A 16,589-nucleotide genomic window follows, 5' to 3' on the forward strand; every position below is an offset into this window, starting at 1 on the left:
TTTGCTAATACTGTTGTGATAGCAGCTGTTAAAGTTGTCTTACCGTGGTCAACGTGACCGATTGTTCCAATGTTTACATGTGGTTTACTTCTTTCGAATTTTTGCTTTGCCATTGTAAAATCCTCCTTTAATCTTTGTAATAAACTTTGCCTAGCGTTTTCTAGTTTTTTTGTTGATATATTGAGCCCACACAAAGATCAAAGCAACCTAAAATTACAATAATCGCAATTAGTGAGCACTCAACTATATTGGAGCTCATGATCGGGATTGAACCGACGACCTCCGCCTTACCAAGGCGACGCTCTGCCTACTGAGCTACATGAGCATTTCCATCTTTTTAGTTTACATTTTAATATACCAATTATAAAGTTTACTATTGTTCAAAAAATTTGTCAATATGAATTTAATGACTTATTTTTCACTATAGAGACATTTTTCAAGTTTTCTCTTAACCCTTTGAAGTGCATTATCTATAGACTTCGCTTGCCTATCTAAATCGCAAGCAATTTCCTGATATGATTTTCCATCTAAATAAGATTGAAGAACTTCCATTTCTAGGTCCGAAAGTACCTTAGCAATTTCTCCCTCGATATGTTTTATTTGTTCTTTTCCTATTATAAGTTCTTCAGGATCTGTTATCTTAAATTCAGATAATACATCAATTAAAGTTCTATCCGACTCTTCTTCGTAAATTGGTTTATTTAAAGATATATATGTGTTTAGGGGGATATGTTTTTGTCTAGTAGCTGTTTTTATAGCTGTTATTATTTGCCTGGTTATACAAATTTCTGCAAAGGCCTTAAAGCTAGTTAATCTATCAGCTTTAAAATCTCGGATAGCTTTATATAAACCTATCATTCCCTCTTGATAAATATCTTCCTTATCTGCTCCAATAAGGAAATACGATTTAGATTTAGCCTTTACAAAATTTTCATACTTTGAAATTAAGTATTCTTGAGCTCTGCTATTTCCTCTTTTAGCCTCATCAACTACTTCTTCATCTGGTTTATTTTGGAATTCAACATATAAAGTTTCTTCCATTCTGATACTCTCCACTATATATCCCCCCCCTTTAAGCTCTATACTATATAAGTACATATATTATTTACTACGTCTCATAGCTTCTAACTTCTTCAAAATATCATCATCTATATTATCAAATAAACTATTTTTATTTGATATATTAGTATTTTTTAACGTTTTTCTTTTTATTCTATTTTGCGTATCAAGAACTTCATTATAAAATTCAATCGAGGACATTCTAACTGCTCCTCTTTGAAAAATAGTTTGTTGCTCAAGCCAATCCGATGTCACAACATAAACTTCAAATCTTCTGCCTATGTTATTAACTTCTCTCTCTATATAAGAGTCAGCTGTTTCTCCATCTTTAGTAAAAACTATACTTATATTATTGTTTATATCTTCTTTCTTTTCGATGCTTCCATTTACCTTATGCGCATCAAAAACGATTATAATCTTACATCCCTCATAAACCGAGTAATTATGTAAACTATCTATTAAGCTTTGCCTAGCTCCATCAAAACTATAATCTTTTTGAGCTTTTAGATTAGGCCAACTATTTATAACATTATACCCATCAACAAATATTATTTTCACATGGTACCTCTTACGAAATGACTATTTTGCTAGTCTTCCCTTCAATATTTCATACATCATTATACCACCTGCAACCGAAGCATTTAAAGAGTTTATTTTACCTACCATAGGGATTTTAACCAACTTATCACATTTTTTTAAAGTAAGCTTAGATATTCCTCTTCCTTCACTTCCTATAACCATAGCACATGGTCCTCCGAAGTTAACCTCATAGCTATATTCATCCCCAGCTATATCTGCTCCATATATCCAAAGCCCTTCTTTTTTTAATTCATCTATAGCAGAGTTTATATTTGTTACCTTTGCTATCTTCATATGTTCAATAGCTCCTACTGAACATTTATAAACAGTAGATGTAATACCAACATTCCTTCTTTTTGGTATAATAATACCATGAACACCACATAATTCAGCAGTTCTTATTATAGAACCTAAATTATGAGGATCTTCTATTTCATCCAATATAACTATGAATGGATCTTCGCCTTTTTTCTTAGCTAAATTCAACATATCTGGTATTTCACAATACTTATATGGTGTAACTTGAGCTATTACACCTTGGTGGTTAGTTCCTCCACTCATAACATCTAGTTTTTTTCTATCTACTTCTTTTAAAACTAGTCCTTTTTCTCTTGCTATATTTATTATTACCTTTATAGATCCTTCCATATGTCCATTTGCAATATATATAGATTCTATAGTTCTATCACTTTTAAGAACCTCCATTACTGCATTTCTACCTATAATTAAATCTTCTCTAGGTTCCGCTTCATTTATTTCAAAAGAATTTTCTCTATTATCTAATTGTTTTTTATTTCCTTTAGAAAACTGTTTTTTAGGCTTATTCTGACTATCTTCAAACATTTGTCTTTCCATTCTAGCTCTCATTCTAGCTTCTCTTGTTCCTTTAGTCATCTTAATCACTCCTTATCTCTATTATATACCTTTTACAAGTTATGTTAACTGTATTTCAGTAGATTTTTCTAATATATTAAATAGTCTTTCCTTATTTCCCGTCAAGTATAAATAACCAAGTAACGCTTCAAAACCAGTTGCATTTCTATAATCTATAACATTTGCATTTTTAGGTACTGTAGCCGACTTAGTATTTCTTCCTCTCTTATAAATATACAATTCATCTTCTGTTAACTCTTTTTCTATTACATGCATTATATTAGATTGACTTTTTGCTTTAACGTAACTAATAGCCTTTACATGAATTTTATGTGCAGATAGTTGTGTATTATTTGAAAGAATATAATTTCTTATATACACTTCAAATACACCATCTCCTATTAATGCTAACTGCAAAGGATTTAATTGCCTAGCTTCTTCTATACTAAATTCTCTAATTCTTAAATCCTCTAACATACTTTCTCTCCTTTAAATAAAGGCTGCATTTTGCAGCCTTTATATTAATTTGTTTTTTTCCATCTAACACCTTGAGGTGTATCTTCTAAAACTATATTTCTTGCTTTTAAATCATCTCTTATCTTATCAGCTAAAGCAAAATTTCTATCTTTCCTTGCTTGTTGCCTTTCTTCAATTAGTCTTTCTATTTCCTCTTCTAAGCTACCTTTAGTTGACTTTTGAAGGATTCCCAATGGATTTCCAAGTTCTCTTATTAACTCAAGTGCCTTTTCGCAAAGTTCCTTAGATGATTCTATAGAGATATTTGTATTAATATCCTTTATAAGATCAAATATAGCAGTAATTGCATCAGCTGTATTAAAATCATCATCCATCTTATCTATATACTTTTGTCTATAAGCATCTAATGAATTTAAATAAGTTTCTTCCGACTCATCCATCTTTTCTTTCTTAACTTCTTCAATTAAATTTTCCAAATTTGAAATAGCATTATATAATCTTTCTACTGATGCCTTTGCAGATTCTAATAAATCATCGCTAAAATTTAATTGTACTCTATAGTGAGCAGATAACATTAAAAATCTAATTACATCTGCATCATATTTTTCAAGAGCATCTCTTGCAGTTAAAAAGTTATTTAAAGACTTAGACATCTTTTGATTATTAACATTTAAATATGCCGAATGCATCCAATACCTAGCAAAAGTTTTACCTGTTAAGGCTTCACTTTGAGCTATCTCATTCTCATGATGTGGAAAAGCTAAATCCATTCCACCGGCGTGAATATCTATAGTTTCTCCAAGCAGTTTTTTTGCCATACATGAGCATTCTATATGCCACCCTGGTCTTCCTAACCCCCATGGACTTATCCAAGCAGGTTCTCCTGGTTTTTGTGATTTCCATAAAGCAAAATCCATTGGATCTTCTTTTCTTTCATCTACATTTATTCTAGCACCTGATTGAAGATCTTCTAAACTTTGTTTTATTAGCTTTCCATAACCACTAAATCTTTTAGTTCTAAAATAAACATCTCCATCTACTTCGTAAGCATATCCCTTTTCAATTAAGCCCTCAACAAAATCTATAATATCTTTTATAAATTCAGTAGCCCTTGGATTAACAGATGCTCTTTTAATATTTAATCCATCTGCATCCTTATAATACTCATCTATATATCTATCACCAATACATGCAACTGTTGTGCCTTCCTCATTAGCTTTCTTTATCATTTTATCGTCTATGTCTGTAAAATTTTGAATAAATTTAACCTTATATCCTCTATATTCAAAATATCTTCTAATAGTATCAAAAACTATAAATGTTCTACCATTTCCAATATGAAAGTAATTATAAACAGTAGGCCCACAAACATACATCTTAACTTCGCCTTGAGTAATTGGCACAAACTCCTCTTTTTGTCTCGTTAAGCTATTATAAATTTTCATTTAATTACCTCCTATCTAACAGATAATTTGTTTTTCTTAAATTCTTCCCTTATCCTATTAACTACTTCTTCTATTTTTATATTTTCCATTTCAGCTGTTCTAAGTTTAAATTCCACTTCACCTTCTGAAATCTTCTTGCCTACAGTAACTCTCATTGGAATTCCCATAAGTTCTGAGTCTTTAAATTTAACTCCAGCTCTTTCATTTCTATCATCTAATACTACATCTACGCCAATAGCTTTTAACTCTTCGTAAATCTTATTAGCAATCTTCATTTGCTCTTCATCTTTAATATTTACTGGTATTACATTAACATGATATGGAGCTACTGCTAAAGGCCATACTATTCCATTTTCATCATTGTGTTGCTCTATTATAGATGCCATAGTTCTAGTTACTCCTATTCCATAACATCCCATTACAAATGGCTTTTCTTTACCATTTTCATCTATGAATGTAGCCTTCATAGCTTCAGAATATTTAGTTCCAAGCTTAAATATATGACCTACTTCAGTTCCTCTTGCTATAGTTACTTTTTCTCCACAAACTGGACACTTTTCACCTTCAGTAATATTTCTATAATCTCCAACTACACCTTTGAAATCTCTTCCATAGTTTACATTTTCAATATGATATCCAGTTTCATTTGCTCCTACTATGAAATTATACATATTTGCAACTTCTTCATCAACTAATAAAGTATCTACTTTTATATTTATAGGTCCCGCAAAGCCAACTTGCGCATTGGTAGCTTTCAAAACCTCTTCTGGTGTAGCCATATTTAAATTAACTACTCCACCTAGAGCATTAGATACCTTAACTTCGTTTGCTTCTCTATCTCCTCTAACCATTACAGCTACTATTTTTCCATCAGCATTGTATATTAAAGTCTTTGCAAATTTATTTTCAGTTGTATTAAAGAACTTTACTAAATCCTCAATAGTTCTTATATTAGGAGTTTCAGTTTTAATTAAGTCTTTTAATTCTTCAATCTCAGCCTTTTCAACAGTAGACGGTGCTTTTTCTATATTTGCAGCATAATCACAAGAACTACAGAAAACTACATCATCTTCTCCTACTTCTGATTTAACCATAAACTCAGCTGAATTTGAGCCACCAATTGCTCCTGAATCTGCTTCAACACATTTTGCATCTATTCCACATCTATTAAATATTTTTATATAAGCTTCATGCATCTTATTATATGATACATCTAAACCTTCTTGATCCTTATCAAAGCTATAAGCATCTTTCATTATAAATTCCCTAGATCTCATAACTCCAAATCTTGGTCTTCTTTCATCTCTATATTTAGTTTGAATTTGATAAAGATTTACTGGAAGTTGCTTATATGATTTAATTTCATTTCTAGCTATATCCGTAAATACTTCTTCATGAGTAGGTCCTAGACAGAAATCTCTATTATTTCTATCCTTAAGTCTAAACATTTCTTCTCCGTAAACATCCCATCTACCTGATTCTTGCCATAATTCTGCTGGTAATACTGCTGAAGCTAAAAACTCTTGAGCTCCTGCATTATTCATTTCTTCTCTAACTATATCTTCTACCTTTTTTAAAACTCTTAAACCTAATGGCATATAATTATATATACCTGATGCCATTTTCCTAATCATTCCAGATCTTAACATTAATTTATGACTATTAATTTCTGCCTCTGCTGGAACCTCTCTTAATGTTGATATTAACATATTAGACATTTTCATTTTTTTGCTTCCTCCTATTACTTTTATCTATATTTTATAACTATTAGCACACCGCTTGAATATAATATTCTTATATAACTCTATAAAAATATTTTCATTAACTTTTGTAAATATATTTTTAAATAAAAAAAGCCCACCCCAATTGATTAGGGCGAACTTGTATCGCGGTACCACCTAAATTTGTACTTTAATAATTTTAACGATATTAAACCGATAGTTTTTTCCTACAACTCCAAAGCTGGTTCAAATCCTATTGAAAATCTTACAGCCTATGAATTTTCTCTCTGAAAAAGCGGATTCTACTATTCTTCTTCACTGTTTTAAACCTATTTAATTTTAGCTTAATTTATTATATATTCTAACTAAACTAATGTCAATATACTTGGAATATTGATCAAACAAGTTTCTCAGCTAATATTAAATCTTCTGGCGTAGTTACCTTAATATTAGTATAGTCACCTTCAAACAAATAAACCTTATTATTATAGCTCTCAACTACCATGGTATCATCTGTAACTATTATTTTATCTTCTTTTACTCTTTTATGACATTTCTTTATGATATCAAGCTTAAATACTTGGGGTGTTTGAATAGCCACTAATTCATTTCTATCTGGGGTAGAAAGAGAAAAACTATTCTTATCCTTGATCTTAATAGTATCTTTAGGTGTAACCCCAGGAGCTGCTGATCCATAAAGCTTTGCATATTTTATGCCATCTTTTATTATTCTTTCTGAAACAAAAGGTCTAGCTCCATCATGAATTAATACTATTTCATCACCATCTAGCTTATTTAATGCGTTAAATACAGAATCTTGTCTCTCTTTTCCACCTTCAACTATAATATCTACTTTTAAAGAATACTTATTTAATATTTCCTTAGTACAATATTCTATTTCATCTTTTGGTAATACTAAAACAATCTTATCAATATCTTTGCAAGCAGCAAATTTCTCTAATGTATAATATAAAATAGGCTTACCCTTAACTTCTATATACTGCTTACTAACTTTAGCACCCATTCTCTTTCCTTTTCCACCTGCTAAAATTATAGCACTAACCATATAAACACCTACTATTCATCTTTTGGTTTTGCAAATATCATTCTACCTGCAGCAGTTTGTAATACAGATGTAACTATAACTACTATTTGCTCACCCATGTACTTTCTTCCACCTTCTACAACTATCATAGTTCCATCATCTAAATATCCGATACCTTGAGTAGCTTCTTTTCCATCTTTAACCACTACCACTTTCATTTCTTCACCCGGAAGAACCACAGGCTTAATAGCATTTGCTAGTTCATTAATATTAAGTACTGGAACGCCTTGGAATTCAGCAACTTTGTTAAGGTTAAAATCATTAGTTATTACCTTACCTTTTAATGTTTGAGCAAGCTTTAACAACTTACTATCTACTTCTTGAATTTCTGGAAAGTCACCTTCCCAAATTTGCGTTTCTATATCTAATTCCTTTTGAATTTTATTTAATATATCTAGTCCTCGTCTTCCTCTATTCCTTTTTAGAGAATCAGCTGAATCTGATATATGTCTTAACTCATCCAAAACAAAATTTGGTATAACTAATGGTCCTTCAACAAAACCCGTTTGGCATATATCAAATATTCTTCCATCTATTATAACTGATGTATCCAATACCTTAGGGCTACTCTTAGGACTAACCTTTGATCTTTTATCCTTAATACTGTTTTTTCTTAAATTTAAAAGGACATTTGAAATATCATCCCTTTTTTCTATAAAAATATTAGCAACTATTATTGCAAATATTAAGTTTAATAAAACAAAAAGTATCGGTCCTAGGCCAAATAAATCTATACTGTTTAAAGGTAATCCTATCAAAGATGTTAGTATTAATGATATTAATGCTCCAAATCCTCCGTAAATAATTTCAGTTGCTGTAAGTTTTTGAATGTTTTTTTCTATATATTCAATAGCTTTAACAATAGAGTCATAAATACGTGGTGAAACAATATAAAGAATAAGTCCAAATAATAAAGTTATAACGATACGAAAAGATATAATTCCAATTGGTTTAGATAAAAAAGAAATTCCACTTATAAGTATTATATTTAATAAGAGTCCACTAACAATGTATCCGCTTATTAAACCTATTATGGTAAATATAACTCTTATAATCTTTTTTAACATATTTTCACCTCCTATTATCTATATATACTATTTAATTATACCATATAAAGGTATTTACTAATATTAATAATTATTAAAATCTTATTAATTTAACAATACCCCCTATAAAAATTTAAATATTTAATTTATTATAGGTTTAAGTTAATTACTATTTTCTTTTCAACACTATAACTATCATAAACAACAGCCATAACTTTTAAGGAGTTGATGTATATGAAAGATATAATATTTGATAGTTTTCAGAATGATGTTAATGAATCTTTACTACATCATAGAAGTATTTTAGATATAATGACAAAATTAAATGAAGCAAACGCTAGAGTCAATAGAGCTCTTGCTAAAGCAGTAACTAATTGTGGCTGTATAAAAATATCTGCAAAAAAACAAGATACTTTTATTGATACTAACAACTCACCCCCTTCTTTAAGCACTCATATAGAAGGAGAGCTTTGTAGTAATTGTCGTGAAGTTATAGAAAATGAAATCGGAAATAATATATTTTATCTTACTTCTTTATGTAATTGCTTAGACTTGAATTTATATGACATATTCCTAAAAGAAGAAAATAAAATTGATATCTTAGGGAAATTCATCCTTAGATAGTTTTAAAGCAGGATAACCCCTGCTTTTCTATTATTATCTATTTTTTTTGCTTTTATACATTTTCTTACTAAATCTCATTTTTTAAGTATATTTGTTCTTTTATCCTCTTCAATCCACTTCTAATAGCCTTAGCTCTAGCTTCTCCTATTCCATCTACACGATCTAATTCTGAAGTATCAGCTTTAATTACATACTTAAGCTCTTTAAAATGTCTTACTAAATTTTCTATTACCGATACTGGTATTCTTGGAACTTTAAATAATATTCTAAAACCTTTTGGAGAAATTAATGTATCAGTTAATGGCATTCCTGAGTATCCTAATAACTTAGCAATTAAATCTAAATCTACCAATTCTTCTGATGTAAGTCTTTGTATTTCATTATATATTTCATTATAATCCATATCTTCCTTACAATAATCTCTTATTAATAATATCCCATCTCTTTCAATAAATCTTATCAGCTCGCTAAGCTGCATTGAAATCAATCTTCCTTCATTACCAAGTTCTACTATATATCTTTTTATTTCCTCTACTATTCTCATTACCATCTCTGTTCTTTGAATAGCCGTAACTACATCAAATATAGTAGTTAAGTCCTGAAACTCTAATAAATTTAAATTATTTATTACTCTATCAAGTACATTTACATATTTCTCTAAAGTTTGTATTGCTTGATTTGCTCTTGCAAGAATAATACTGCTTTCTTGAAGAACATATTTTAAGTCGCCCTTGTAGACTGTAATTATATTTCTTCTTTGAGAAATAGCTATAACTACATTTCCTGTTTGTTTTGCAACTCTATTTGCTGTTCTATGCCTAGTACCAGTTTCATATGTTGTAAGAGTATAATCTGGTACTAGTTGTGTATTTGCATAAATTATTTTTTTTAAGTCACTACTTAAAACTATTGCTCCATCCATCTTTGCTAATTCATAAACATATGCTGGCGAATATTCGGAGTTAATATTAAATCCTCCATCCACTATTTTCATAACTTCTTCACCATCACCAATTACTAGTAATCCACCAGTTTTAGCTCTTAATATGTTTTCTAATCCTTCTCTTAAAGCTGTTCCTGGACTCATAAGCTTTAATATGCTTTTTATTTCTTCATCATCTTTTATCCTCATACATACACTCACCCAATCTATTAGAATATCTTATTAATTGCCTCTCTTAAATTGCTTACACCTATTATATTAATAGTACTACTATTTGCTTTATCTTTATTTCTTTCTGGAATTATAGCATTTTTAAATCCCATTTTTTCAGCTTCTTTAATTAATCTTTCACAAGAAGCAACAGGTCTAATTTCTCCAGTTAATCCAACTTCACCTACTATAACCGTTCTCTCAAGTTTTAATCCTGTATTTTTTACACTAGATAATAGTGCTAAAGCCAATCCTAAGTCACCTGTAGTTCCATCTAAAGTAAGACCGCCAACTACATTAACATAAACATCATATTTATAAAATGGTACTCTTAGTTTCTTTTCTAAAACTGCTAAAATAAGTCTTAACCTTTGATTATCTATACCTACAGCCGTTCTACTAGCTAAATGCGTGTTGCTTTCACTGACTAAAGCTTGCATTTCAACTAATATAGGTCTAGTACCTTCCATAACTCCTATTACAGCAGAGCCTTCTTGATTAAAGTTAGTATCTTCTAAGAATATTCTTGAGGGATCATATATTTCTTTTAATCCCTCCTCTGCCATTTCAAATACTCCTATTTCACTAGTAGTACCAAAACGATTCTTCATAGTTCTAAGGACTCTAAACTCTTCAGTACGTTCACCTTCAAAGTATAATACAGTATCTACCATATGTTCAAGAACTCTAGGTCCTGCTAATTCTCCTTGTTTCGTAACATGCGCCACTATAAACAATGGAATGTTTTGACTCTTACCTATTCTCATTATGGCATTAGAACATTCCTTAACTTGAGATACACTTCCTGGAGCTGATGTTATAGACTCCTTATAAACGGTTTGAATAGAGTCTATAATTACAAATATAGGCTTTAATTCATTAATATATGCTTCTATTAGATCTAAATTAGTTTCAGATAATATATAAAGTTGATCTGCGTCAATACCTAGCCTATCTCCTCTAATTTTAATTTGCTCCTCTGATTCCTCTCCTGAAACATATAATACCTTACCATAATTTTTTGATATAGAATGTGCAGTTTGAAGAAGTAGTGTAGATTTACCAATACCAGGATCTCCTGATATTAAAGTTAACGAACCTCTGACTAATCCTCCACCTAATACTCTATTAAGCTCTTTTAAGCCAGTATTATATCTTTCCTTTTCACCTGACTTTATATCTCTTATGCTCTTTGGCATATTTTCTAATACTCTAATATTGTTAACCTTAGATTTTACTTCTTTTTGAGTTTCTTTTATTTCTTCTACTAATGTATTCCATTTATTACAATCTGGACATTTTCCTAACCATTTAGGAGACTCATATCCACATTCTTGACAAACAAACATGGATTTAATCTTTGCCATAAAATTTACCTACCAATCTTGTTTATTTCATATTAAATTTCTATAAATACTATATCATAAGAAAATTATAAAAACCAATGATATAAAATATAATTTTCTAAAAAATATAAAAGAGTTGTAATAATCATATTATTACAACTCTTTTATAACATTATATCTAAATTCTATAATAATTTTGCTGCTGCTTCATCAACTATTACCACAACATCTCTATGCATTTGTAACATAGAAGCTGGCATATTTGTGCTTATCTTTCCATTTACCATTGATCTAACAGCTTCTGCTTTTGATTCACCACTTGCTATAACTATGATTCTCTTAGATTTCATTATTCCACCAAGTCCCATAGTTAAAGCAGTCTTTGGAACCTCATCAATTGAATCAAAAAATCTTGCATTTGCTTTAATTGTATCTTCAGTTAAGTTAGTTAAGTGAGTTCCTGATACTAAAGCATTATCAGGTTCGTTAAATGCTATATGTCCATTATTTCCTATTCCTAATAATTGAACATCTGTGCCACCTAATTGAGCTATCTTAGAATCATAATTTTTACATTCTTCTTCTACATCTTTCGCTAATCCATTTGGAACATAAGTGTTTTTCTTATCTATATTAATGTGGTTAAATAAATTATCATTCATGAAGTATCTATAACTTTGAGGATGATCTCCACTTAAACCAACATATTCGTCAAGATTTACTGTGGTAACATTTGAGAAATCAATTTCTCCCTCTTTGTTCATTTTTATTAATTCTTTATACATGCCTATTGGTGAGCCACCTGTTGCCAGTCCTAATATAGCTTTTGGATTATTTTTAACAACCTCAGCCATTTCATTAGCAGCTACTTTACTTAATTCTTCATAGTTCTTTGTAACAATTACCTTCATCGCATTTTCCCCTCTCTTCTAGATATATTTACTTGCAAAATAAATTTATCAGATCTATATATAGCTTCTTCTATAAAAATAAGTTTATTATTTAAATCATATGTCTTGCTAATAATCTTTAGCATAGGAACCTGACTGCTAACTTTAAATGCATCCTTAAGTTCATCATCCATAATGACCGACATAATTGATGATTGGGAATTATCTATTATGTACCCAAAATCCTCTAAAATCTTGAATAAAGACCCTTTTAGCATTTCTTCATCCATATATCCACAATAATCTACTGGTATATAAACTTTTTCTAGTGCAACACACTCATCATCAACTATACGCTTTCTAGTTATTTTATATACTTCATCTAAACAAAAAATATCTATAAAATCTTCTGGGGTAGGAATTTTATCAAATTCAACTACTTCAGATCTTAAGTTTTTCCCCATTTGCTTTATTATTTCAGTAAAACTCATCATATCTTTTTGTTTGAAAGTTTGCTCGCATACAAATGTTCCTTTTCCTTTAATTCTTAGTAGTACTCCCTCTTGTACTAGCTCTCCAATAGCCTGTCTTATGGTCATCCTACTAACTCCATATATTTCACATAGCTCTCTTTCACTTGCTATACATTCCCCAGGCTTCCATACACCTTCAGAAATCTTAGATGTTAAATCATTTTTTAGTTGATAATAAACCGGAATTGGACTACTCTTATCTATCATCGTTAATCCTCCTATAAATATTATATTAAAAATTGCTATAGATGTCTAGACCAGTTGTTTAATTTATTTTAATGTTATAAAAATTACTGTTTTGCAAAAAATAATCCTATAACCTGAGAAGGAGTGATTTTATGGTTAGTAGAGATTATTTTTCAAATATGACATCAAAAAATGTTGTACGAGAATATAAAAGTAAAGTTCTATCTGAAGACTTATTTTCCAATTATACTGACAGCTCTTTAGATAATATTATTCTTAACTCTAACTTAGAAAACAATAATATTATTAAATAGTTTATACTTATATTTCCCATTGATATAATACCACATTCTTTATTTTTTATAAATTGTAATATAAATGTTGAATTTAGTGGTAAAATGGTGTAAACTTTATATTAAATAATATTTATTATCTATTGATAATAAAAAGGAGGCTTTAAAATGGTTAAAGTTTATAGTACAAATACTTGTCCATGGTGCGTAAAAGCAAAAAATTATTTAAAATCAGCTAATGTTGAATTTGAAGAATTTAATGTACAAGAAGATATGACTGCTAGAGAAGAAATGGTTAGCAAATCAAAACAAATGGGAGTACCTGTTTTAGATATAAACGGAACAGTTATCGTTGGTTTTGATAAAAACGCTATAGATAAAGCATTAAATATTTAATCTTAAAACATAAAATGTTTCACTAAGTATATATATTAATATTTTTGACTTTTATCATATATTAATATAACAAAAAGGAGTAGTTCTTCGGAACTACTCCTTTTTGTTATATAATTATCTTCTTATATTAATTACTGTAGCCTTTGGTCTTGACATTGCTTCTATTGAGTATTTTATTCCTTGAGTTCCTATTCCTGAAGCCTTAACTCCTAAGAATGGGAAGTGATCTGGTCCTCTTTCAGTTTTATTATTAACTTGAACTGTACCAACCTCTAGTCTATCAGCTACATAGAAAGCTTCATTAATATTTTCTGTAAATACTGATGATTGTAAACCATATTCAGACTTATTAGCAATTTCTATCGCTTCATCTTTATTCTTAACTCTAATTATAGGTAGAACAGGTCCAAATGGTTCTTCCCAAGCTAATCTCATATCTGTTGTTACATAATCAAATAATGTTGGATAAATTAAGTTCTCTTCTCTCTTTCCACCAACTAATAAATGAGCACCTTTCTCTCTGGCATCATCAATTAATTCCCAAACAAAATCAGCAGCCTTATTATCTATTAATGGAACTACTTCTGCTCCATCTACAGGATTACCAACCTTTAGTTTTTCAACCTTTTCTTTAACTTTTTCAACTAATTGGTCTGCAACTGCATCAACTACTAATATTCTCTTAACAGCTGTACATCTTTGCCCTGAATAAGAGTATGCACCTGAAACTATATTAGATGCTGCTAAATCTAAATCTGCATCTTCTAGTACTATAGCTGCATCCTTACCACCAAGTTCCATTAGCAATGGCACCATACTTGTTATTTTAGAAATTCTAGTACCAACTTCTGTACTTCCAGTAAAGTTTATAAAATCAATTTCAGGATGTGTTACAATATAATCCCCTATTTCACTACCCCTTCCAGTAATAGTATTTAGTACACCTGCTGGCACTCCTGCTTGCTCAAATATCTTTGCTAAATATAATCCACAAAGACTTCCTTGAGTTGCTGGCTTTAACACTACTGTGTTACCAGCAATTAATGCTGGAGCAATTTTTGAAGATGCAAGGTTAATTGGGTAGTTAAAAGGTGATATAGCTAATACCACTCCTAACGGCTCTCTAGTTACTAAAGATATTTTATTTTTCTTAAATCCTGGGAAGCTATCCCCTGGAATACTTTCACCAGATAAATTTTTTGCTGTATCAGCTGTAAATCTAATATAATCTGCTGATCTTAATATTTCTGACTCAGATGACTTCTTATCTTTTCCAATTTCCCTCATCATTATATCAGACATTTCATCTGCTTTTTCTACTAGTAAATCTGCAGCTTTATATAATATTTCTGCTCTTTCATTTACAGGTATATTTTTCCAAGACTTTTGTGCCTCATCTGCACATTTAATTACAAAGTCTACTTCTTCCTTCGTCATTGCTGGAACCTTACCCACTAGGCAATTTCCTACTGGTGAATATATATCAATAAATTTGTTGCTCTTACTAGTTATCCACTCACCATTTACTAGATTCTTAAAAGTTAACTCTTCTCCTTTTATACAAGTAAACATTTTATGCCCCCTCTTATTTCTTTGCTAATTCTATTTTATTCTTATCAAACCCAACTATAATTTCTCCATCAATATCAATAACAGGTACTGTTCTTTGTCCTGAAACTTTAAATACCTCTTCTCTATCTTCATGTTTATCAGCTACATTTATTTCTTTATACTCCCATCCTTTCATATCAAAAAATCTCTTTGCTTTGATACAAGATGGGCACCATGATGTTGAATAAATTTTTATCATTTTATCTCTCCTTACTACGCTTATTACTTTCTTCTCTTCTTATCAACTACAAATTTTTCTGCTTGTAAAGCTGCTATTGTTCCATCTGCAACTGCTGTTGTTATTTGTCTATATTCTTTTTCTCTAACATCTCCAGCTACAAAAACTCCATCAATACTAGTTTTCATACCTTCATCACTTTTTATATAACCAGCTGGTGTTAAATCTATATAATCTTTAAAGTATGCTGTTTTAGGTTCAGTTCCTATGAATCCAAATATAGCATCCATTTCCATTACTTTTTCTGTACCATCCTTAGTATTCTTTATTATAGCTCTTTGTACAAAGTCATCACCTTCAACATCAACTAAATCCTCATTAAATAGAACTTCTATTTTTGGATGGTTCATCACTTCTTCGATAGTTGCTTTTTCACCTTTAAAGTAATCAAATCTTCTTATCATATATACCTTAGTAGCAAATCTAGTTAAAAATAAAGCTTCTTCTAATGCAGAGTTACCTCCGCCAACTACTCCTATTACCTTTCCTTCGTACATTGCACCATCACATACTGCACAATAATGTATTCCCTTTCCTGAGAATTTTTCTTCATTTGCAATAGGTAACTTTCTAGGAATAGCCCCTGTTGCTATAATAACTGTGTCAGTTTTATATATATAATTATTAGTTTCAATTATTTTTTCATCTCCACTAAAATCAACTCTTTCAACCATATCAAACTCATCAATTTCAGCACCAAGTTCCTCAGCTTGTTGTTGCATTAAATCTGCAAGCTCTGCACCTGAAACTTGTTTAAAACCTGGATAATTTTCAATAGTATAACTATTTCTTACTTGACCACCTAATATTTGATCTTCTAATAAAAGCATATCCAGCTTTGCTCTTGTTCCGTATATTGCAGCAGTTAAACCAGCAGGTCCACCACCAATTATTATAAGTTCTTTATGTTTTATTTCCTTACTCATACTTTTCTCCTCCTACCCCCTAGGGGTATATTCTTTAATTTAATTATATGCTTCTATATTTTAAAATGCAACTACTTTTAATTAATAA

Annotated in this window: 19 protein-coding genes and 1 tRNA gene; 3 read left to right on the forward strand and 17 right to left on the reverse strand. The window is 30.1% G+C overall.

The window, feature by feature from the left end:
* The 10 genes from ACQPUY_RS16670 to ACQPUY_RS16715 form a co-directional block, all read right to left on the reverse strand.
* Positions 1–113, reverse strand: a 113-nt coding sequence (locus ACQPUY_RS16670; protein ID WP_141669547.1) for a GTP-binding protein, incomplete at its 3' end; no start/stop codon positions are given.
* A 136-nt stretch (positions 114–249) separates the two neighbouring features.
* Positions 250–325: transfer RNA gene (locus ACQPUY_RS16675), tRNA-Thr, on the reverse strand.
* 86 nt (positions 326–411) lie between these two features.
* Complete coding sequence (gene sigH / locus ACQPUY_RS16680; RefSeq protein ID WP_430843069.1) at positions 412–1,041, reverse strand: RNA polymerase sporulation sigma factor SigH; 630 nt, start codon at positions 1,039–1,041, stop codon at positions 412–414.
* A 60-nt stretch (positions 1,042–1,101) separates the two neighbouring features.
* Positions 1,102–1,617, reverse strand: a complete 516-nt coding sequence (locus ACQPUY_RS16685; protein WP_430843013.1) for an NYN domain-containing protein — start codon at positions 1,615–1,617, stop codon at positions 1,102–1,104.
* Between the two features lie 21 nt (positions 1,618–1,638).
* On the reverse strand, positions 1,639–2,532 hold the full coding sequence (rlmB, locus tag ACQPUY_RS16690) for a 23S rRNA (guanosine(2251)-2'-O)-methyltransferase RlmB (protein ID WP_430843015.1): 894 nt from the start codon (positions 2,530–2,532) through the stop codon (positions 1,639–1,641).
* A gap of 39 nt (positions 2,533–2,571) precedes the next feature.
* A complete protein-coding gene (locus ACQPUY_RS16695; RefSeq protein WP_430843017.1) occupies positions 2,572–2,988 on the reverse strand; it encodes a Mini-ribonuclease 3 in 417 nt (138 codons plus the stop codon).
* 44 nt (positions 2,989–3,032) lie between these two features.
* Positions 3,033–4,433 (reverse strand): cysteine--tRNA ligase, encoded by a 1,401-nt coding sequence (gene cysS / locus ACQPUY_RS16700; protein WP_430843019.1) that lies wholly within the window; start codon positions 4,431–4,433, stop codon positions 3,033–3,035.
* An 11-nt stretch (positions 4,434–4,444) separates the two neighbouring features.
* The gene (locus ACQPUY_RS16705; RefSeq protein WP_430843021.1) at positions 4,445–6,157 is read right to left on the reverse strand and encodes a proline--tRNA ligase; all 1,713 of its coding nucleotides are present in this window, start codon (positions 6,155–6,157) and stop codon (positions 4,445–4,447) included.
* A 394-nt stretch (positions 6,158–6,551) separates the two neighbouring features.
* A complete protein-coding gene (gene ispD / locus ACQPUY_RS16710; RefSeq protein WP_430843023.1) occupies positions 6,552–7,220 on the reverse strand; it encodes a 2-C-methyl-D-erythritol 4-phosphate cytidylyltransferase in 669 nt (222 codons plus the stop codon).
* 11 nt (positions 7,221–7,231) lie between these two features.
* Positions 7,232–8,326, reverse strand: coding sequence for a PIN/TRAM domain-containing protein (locus ACQPUY_RS16715; protein ID WP_430843025.1), 1,095 nt, complete (start codon positions 8,324–8,326; stop codon positions 7,232–7,234).
* Positions 8,327–8,539: 213 nt separating this feature from the next.
* Here ACQPUY_RS16715 and ACQPUY_RS16720 point away from each other — a divergent pair, with 213 nt between their 5' ends.
* Positions 8,540–8,929, forward strand: coding sequence for a DUF1573 domain-containing protein (locus ACQPUY_RS16720; RefSeq protein WP_430843027.1), 390 nt, complete (start codon positions 8,540–8,542; stop codon positions 8,927–8,929).
* Between the two features lie 67 nt (positions 8,930–8,996).
* Here the strand turns inward: ACQPUY_RS16720 and disA are convergent, their stop codons facing one another.
* From disA to ACQPUY_RS16740, 4 genes are all read right to left on the reverse strand, one after another.
* Complete coding sequence (disA, locus tag ACQPUY_RS16725; protein WP_430843029.1) at positions 8,997–10,061, reverse strand: DNA integrity scanning diadenylate cyclase DisA; 1,065 nt, start codon at positions 10,059–10,061, stop codon at positions 8,997–8,999.
* A gap of 20 nt (positions 10,062–10,081) precedes the next feature.
* A complete protein-coding gene (gene radA, locus ACQPUY_RS16730; protein WP_430843031.1) occupies positions 10,082–11,449 on the reverse strand; it encodes a DNA repair protein RadA in 1,368 nt (455 codons plus the stop codon).
* A 164-nt stretch (positions 11,450–11,613) separates the two neighbouring features.
* Positions 11,614–12,339: a glucosamine-6-phosphate deaminase gene (gene nagB, locus ACQPUY_RS16735; RefSeq protein ID WP_430843033.1), complete on the reverse strand. Its 726-nt coding sequence runs from the start codon at positions 12,337–12,339 to the stop codon at positions 11,614–11,616.
* Positions 12,336–13,058: a GntR family transcriptional regulator gene (locus ACQPUY_RS16740; protein ID WP_430843035.1), complete on the reverse strand. Its 723-nt coding sequence runs from the start codon at positions 13,056–13,058 to the stop codon at positions 12,336–12,338. The genes nagB and ACQPUY_RS16740 overlap by 4 nt, the downstream gene beginning before the upstream one ends.
* A gap of 131 nt (positions 13,059–13,189) precedes the next feature.
* On the opposite strand from ACQPUY_RS16740, the gene ACQPUY_RS16745 reads away from it, so the two are divergent.
* Both ACQPUY_RS16745 and ACQPUY_RS16750 read left to right on the forward strand, forming a co-directional pair.
* On the forward strand, positions 13,190–13,351 hold the full coding sequence (locus tag ACQPUY_RS16745; protein ID WP_430843037.1) for a hypothetical protein: 162 nt from the start codon (positions 13,190–13,192) through the stop codon (positions 13,349–13,351).
* Between the two features lie 147 nt (positions 13,352–13,498).
* Positions 13,499–13,726, forward strand: a complete 228-nt coding sequence (locus ACQPUY_RS16750; protein WP_430843039.1) for a glutaredoxin family protein — start codon at positions 13,499–13,501, stop codon at positions 13,724–13,726.
* Between the two features lie 114 nt (positions 13,727–13,840).
* Here the strand turns inward: ACQPUY_RS16750 and ACQPUY_RS16755 are convergent, their stop codons facing one another.
* From ACQPUY_RS16755 to trxB, 3 genes are read right to left on the reverse strand one after another with little or no spacing between them, the layout of a single operon-like run.
* Positions 13,841–15,298, reverse strand: coding sequence for an NADP-dependent glyceraldehyde-3-phosphate dehydrogenase (locus ACQPUY_RS16755; protein ID WP_430843041.1), 1,458 nt, complete (start codon positions 15,296–15,298; stop codon positions 13,841–13,843).
* 13 nt (positions 15,299–15,311) lie between these two features.
* Positions 15,312–15,536: a glutaredoxin family protein gene (locus tag ACQPUY_RS16760; protein WP_291706674.1), complete on the reverse strand. Its 225-nt coding sequence runs from the start codon at positions 15,534–15,536 to the stop codon at positions 15,312–15,314.
* 23 nt (positions 15,537–15,559) lie between these two features.
* Positions 15,560–16,501 carry a thioredoxin-disulfide reductase gene (trxB, locus tag ACQPUY_RS16765; RefSeq protein WP_430843043.1) on the reverse strand — a complete coding sequence of 314 codons (942 nt, stop codon included), beginning with the start codon at positions 16,499–16,501 and terminating at the stop codon, positions 15,560–15,562.
* Between the last annotated feature and the right edge of the window lie 88 nt (positions 16,502–16,589).

Source organism: Clostridium nigeriense, from assembly GCF_050585245.1.
GTDB lineage: Bacteria > Bacillota > Clostridia > Clostridiales > Clostridiaceae > Clostridium > Clostridium nigeriense_A.

What these genes read in the sequence shown, in the direction of transcription:
- ACQPUY_RS16760 (WP_291706674.1), bottom strand. Translation starts at nt 15,536, where the DNA reads ATGATAAAAATTTATTCAACATCATGGTGCCCATCTTGTATCAAAGCA.
- sigH (WP_430843069.1), bottom strand. Translation starts at nt 1,041, where the DNA reads ATGGAAGAAACTTTATATGTTGAATTCCAAAATAAACCAGATGAAGAA.
- ACQPUY_RS16705 (WP_430843021.1), bottom strand. Translation starts at nt 6,157, where the DNA reads ATGAAAATGTCTAATATGTTAATATCAACATTAAGAGAGGTTCCAGCA.
- radA (WP_430843031.1), bottom strand. Translation starts at nt 11,449, where the DNA reads ATGGCAAAGATTAAATCCATGTTTGTTTGTCAAGAATGTGGATATGAG.
- ACQPUY_RS16745 (WP_430843037.1), top strand. Translation starts at nt 13,190, where the DNA reads ATGGTTAGTAGAGATTATTTTTCAAATATGACATCAAAAAATGTTGTA.
- disA (WP_430843029.1), bottom strand. Translation starts at nt 10,061, where the DNA reads ATGAGGATAAAAGATGATGAAGAAATAAAAAGCATATTAAAGCTTATG.
- ACQPUY_RS16720 (WP_430843027.1), top strand. Translation starts at nt 8,540, where the DNA reads ATGAAAGATATAATATTTGATAGTTTTCAGAATGATGTTAATGAATCT.
- ACQPUY_RS16715 (WP_430843025.1), bottom strand. Translation starts at nt 8,326, where the DNA reads ATGTTAAAAAAGATTATAAGAGTTATATTTACCATAATAGGTTTAATA.
- nagB (WP_430843033.1), bottom strand. Translation starts at nt 12,339, where the DNA reads ATGAAGGTAATTGTTACAAAGAACTATGAAGAATTAAGTAAAGTAGCT.
- ACQPUY_RS16695 (WP_430843017.1), bottom strand. Translation starts at nt 2,988, where the DNA reads ATGTTAGAGGATTTAAGAATTAGAGAATTTAGTATAGAAGAAGCTAGG.
- trxB (WP_430843043.1), bottom strand. Translation starts at nt 16,501, where the DNA reads ATGAGTAAGGAAATAAAACATAAAGAACTTATAATAATTGGTGGTGGA.
- rlmB (WP_430843015.1), bottom strand. Translation starts at nt 2,532, where the DNA reads ATGACTAAAGGAACAAGAGAAGCTAGAATGAGAGCTAGAATGGAAAGA.
- ispD (WP_430843023.1), bottom strand. Translation starts at nt 7,220, where the DNA reads ATGGTTAGTGCTATAATTTTAGCAGGTGGAAAAGGAAAGAGAATGGGT.
- ACQPUY_RS16755 (WP_430843041.1), bottom strand. Translation starts at nt 15,298, where the DNA reads ATGTTTACTTGTATAAAAGGAGAAGAGTTAACTTTTAAGAATCTAGTA.
- ACQPUY_RS16750 (WP_430843039.1), top strand. Translation starts at nt 13,499, where the DNA reads ATGGTTAAAGTTTATAGTACAAATACTTGTCCATGGTGCGTAAAAGCA.
- cysS (WP_430843019.1), bottom strand. Translation starts at nt 4,433, where the DNA reads ATGAAAATTTATAATAGCTTAACGAGACAAAAAGAGGAGTTTGTGCCA.
- ACQPUY_RS16740 (WP_430843035.1), bottom strand. Translation starts at nt 13,058, where the DNA reads ATGATAGATAAGAGTAGTCCAATTCCGGTTTATTATCAACTAAAAAAT.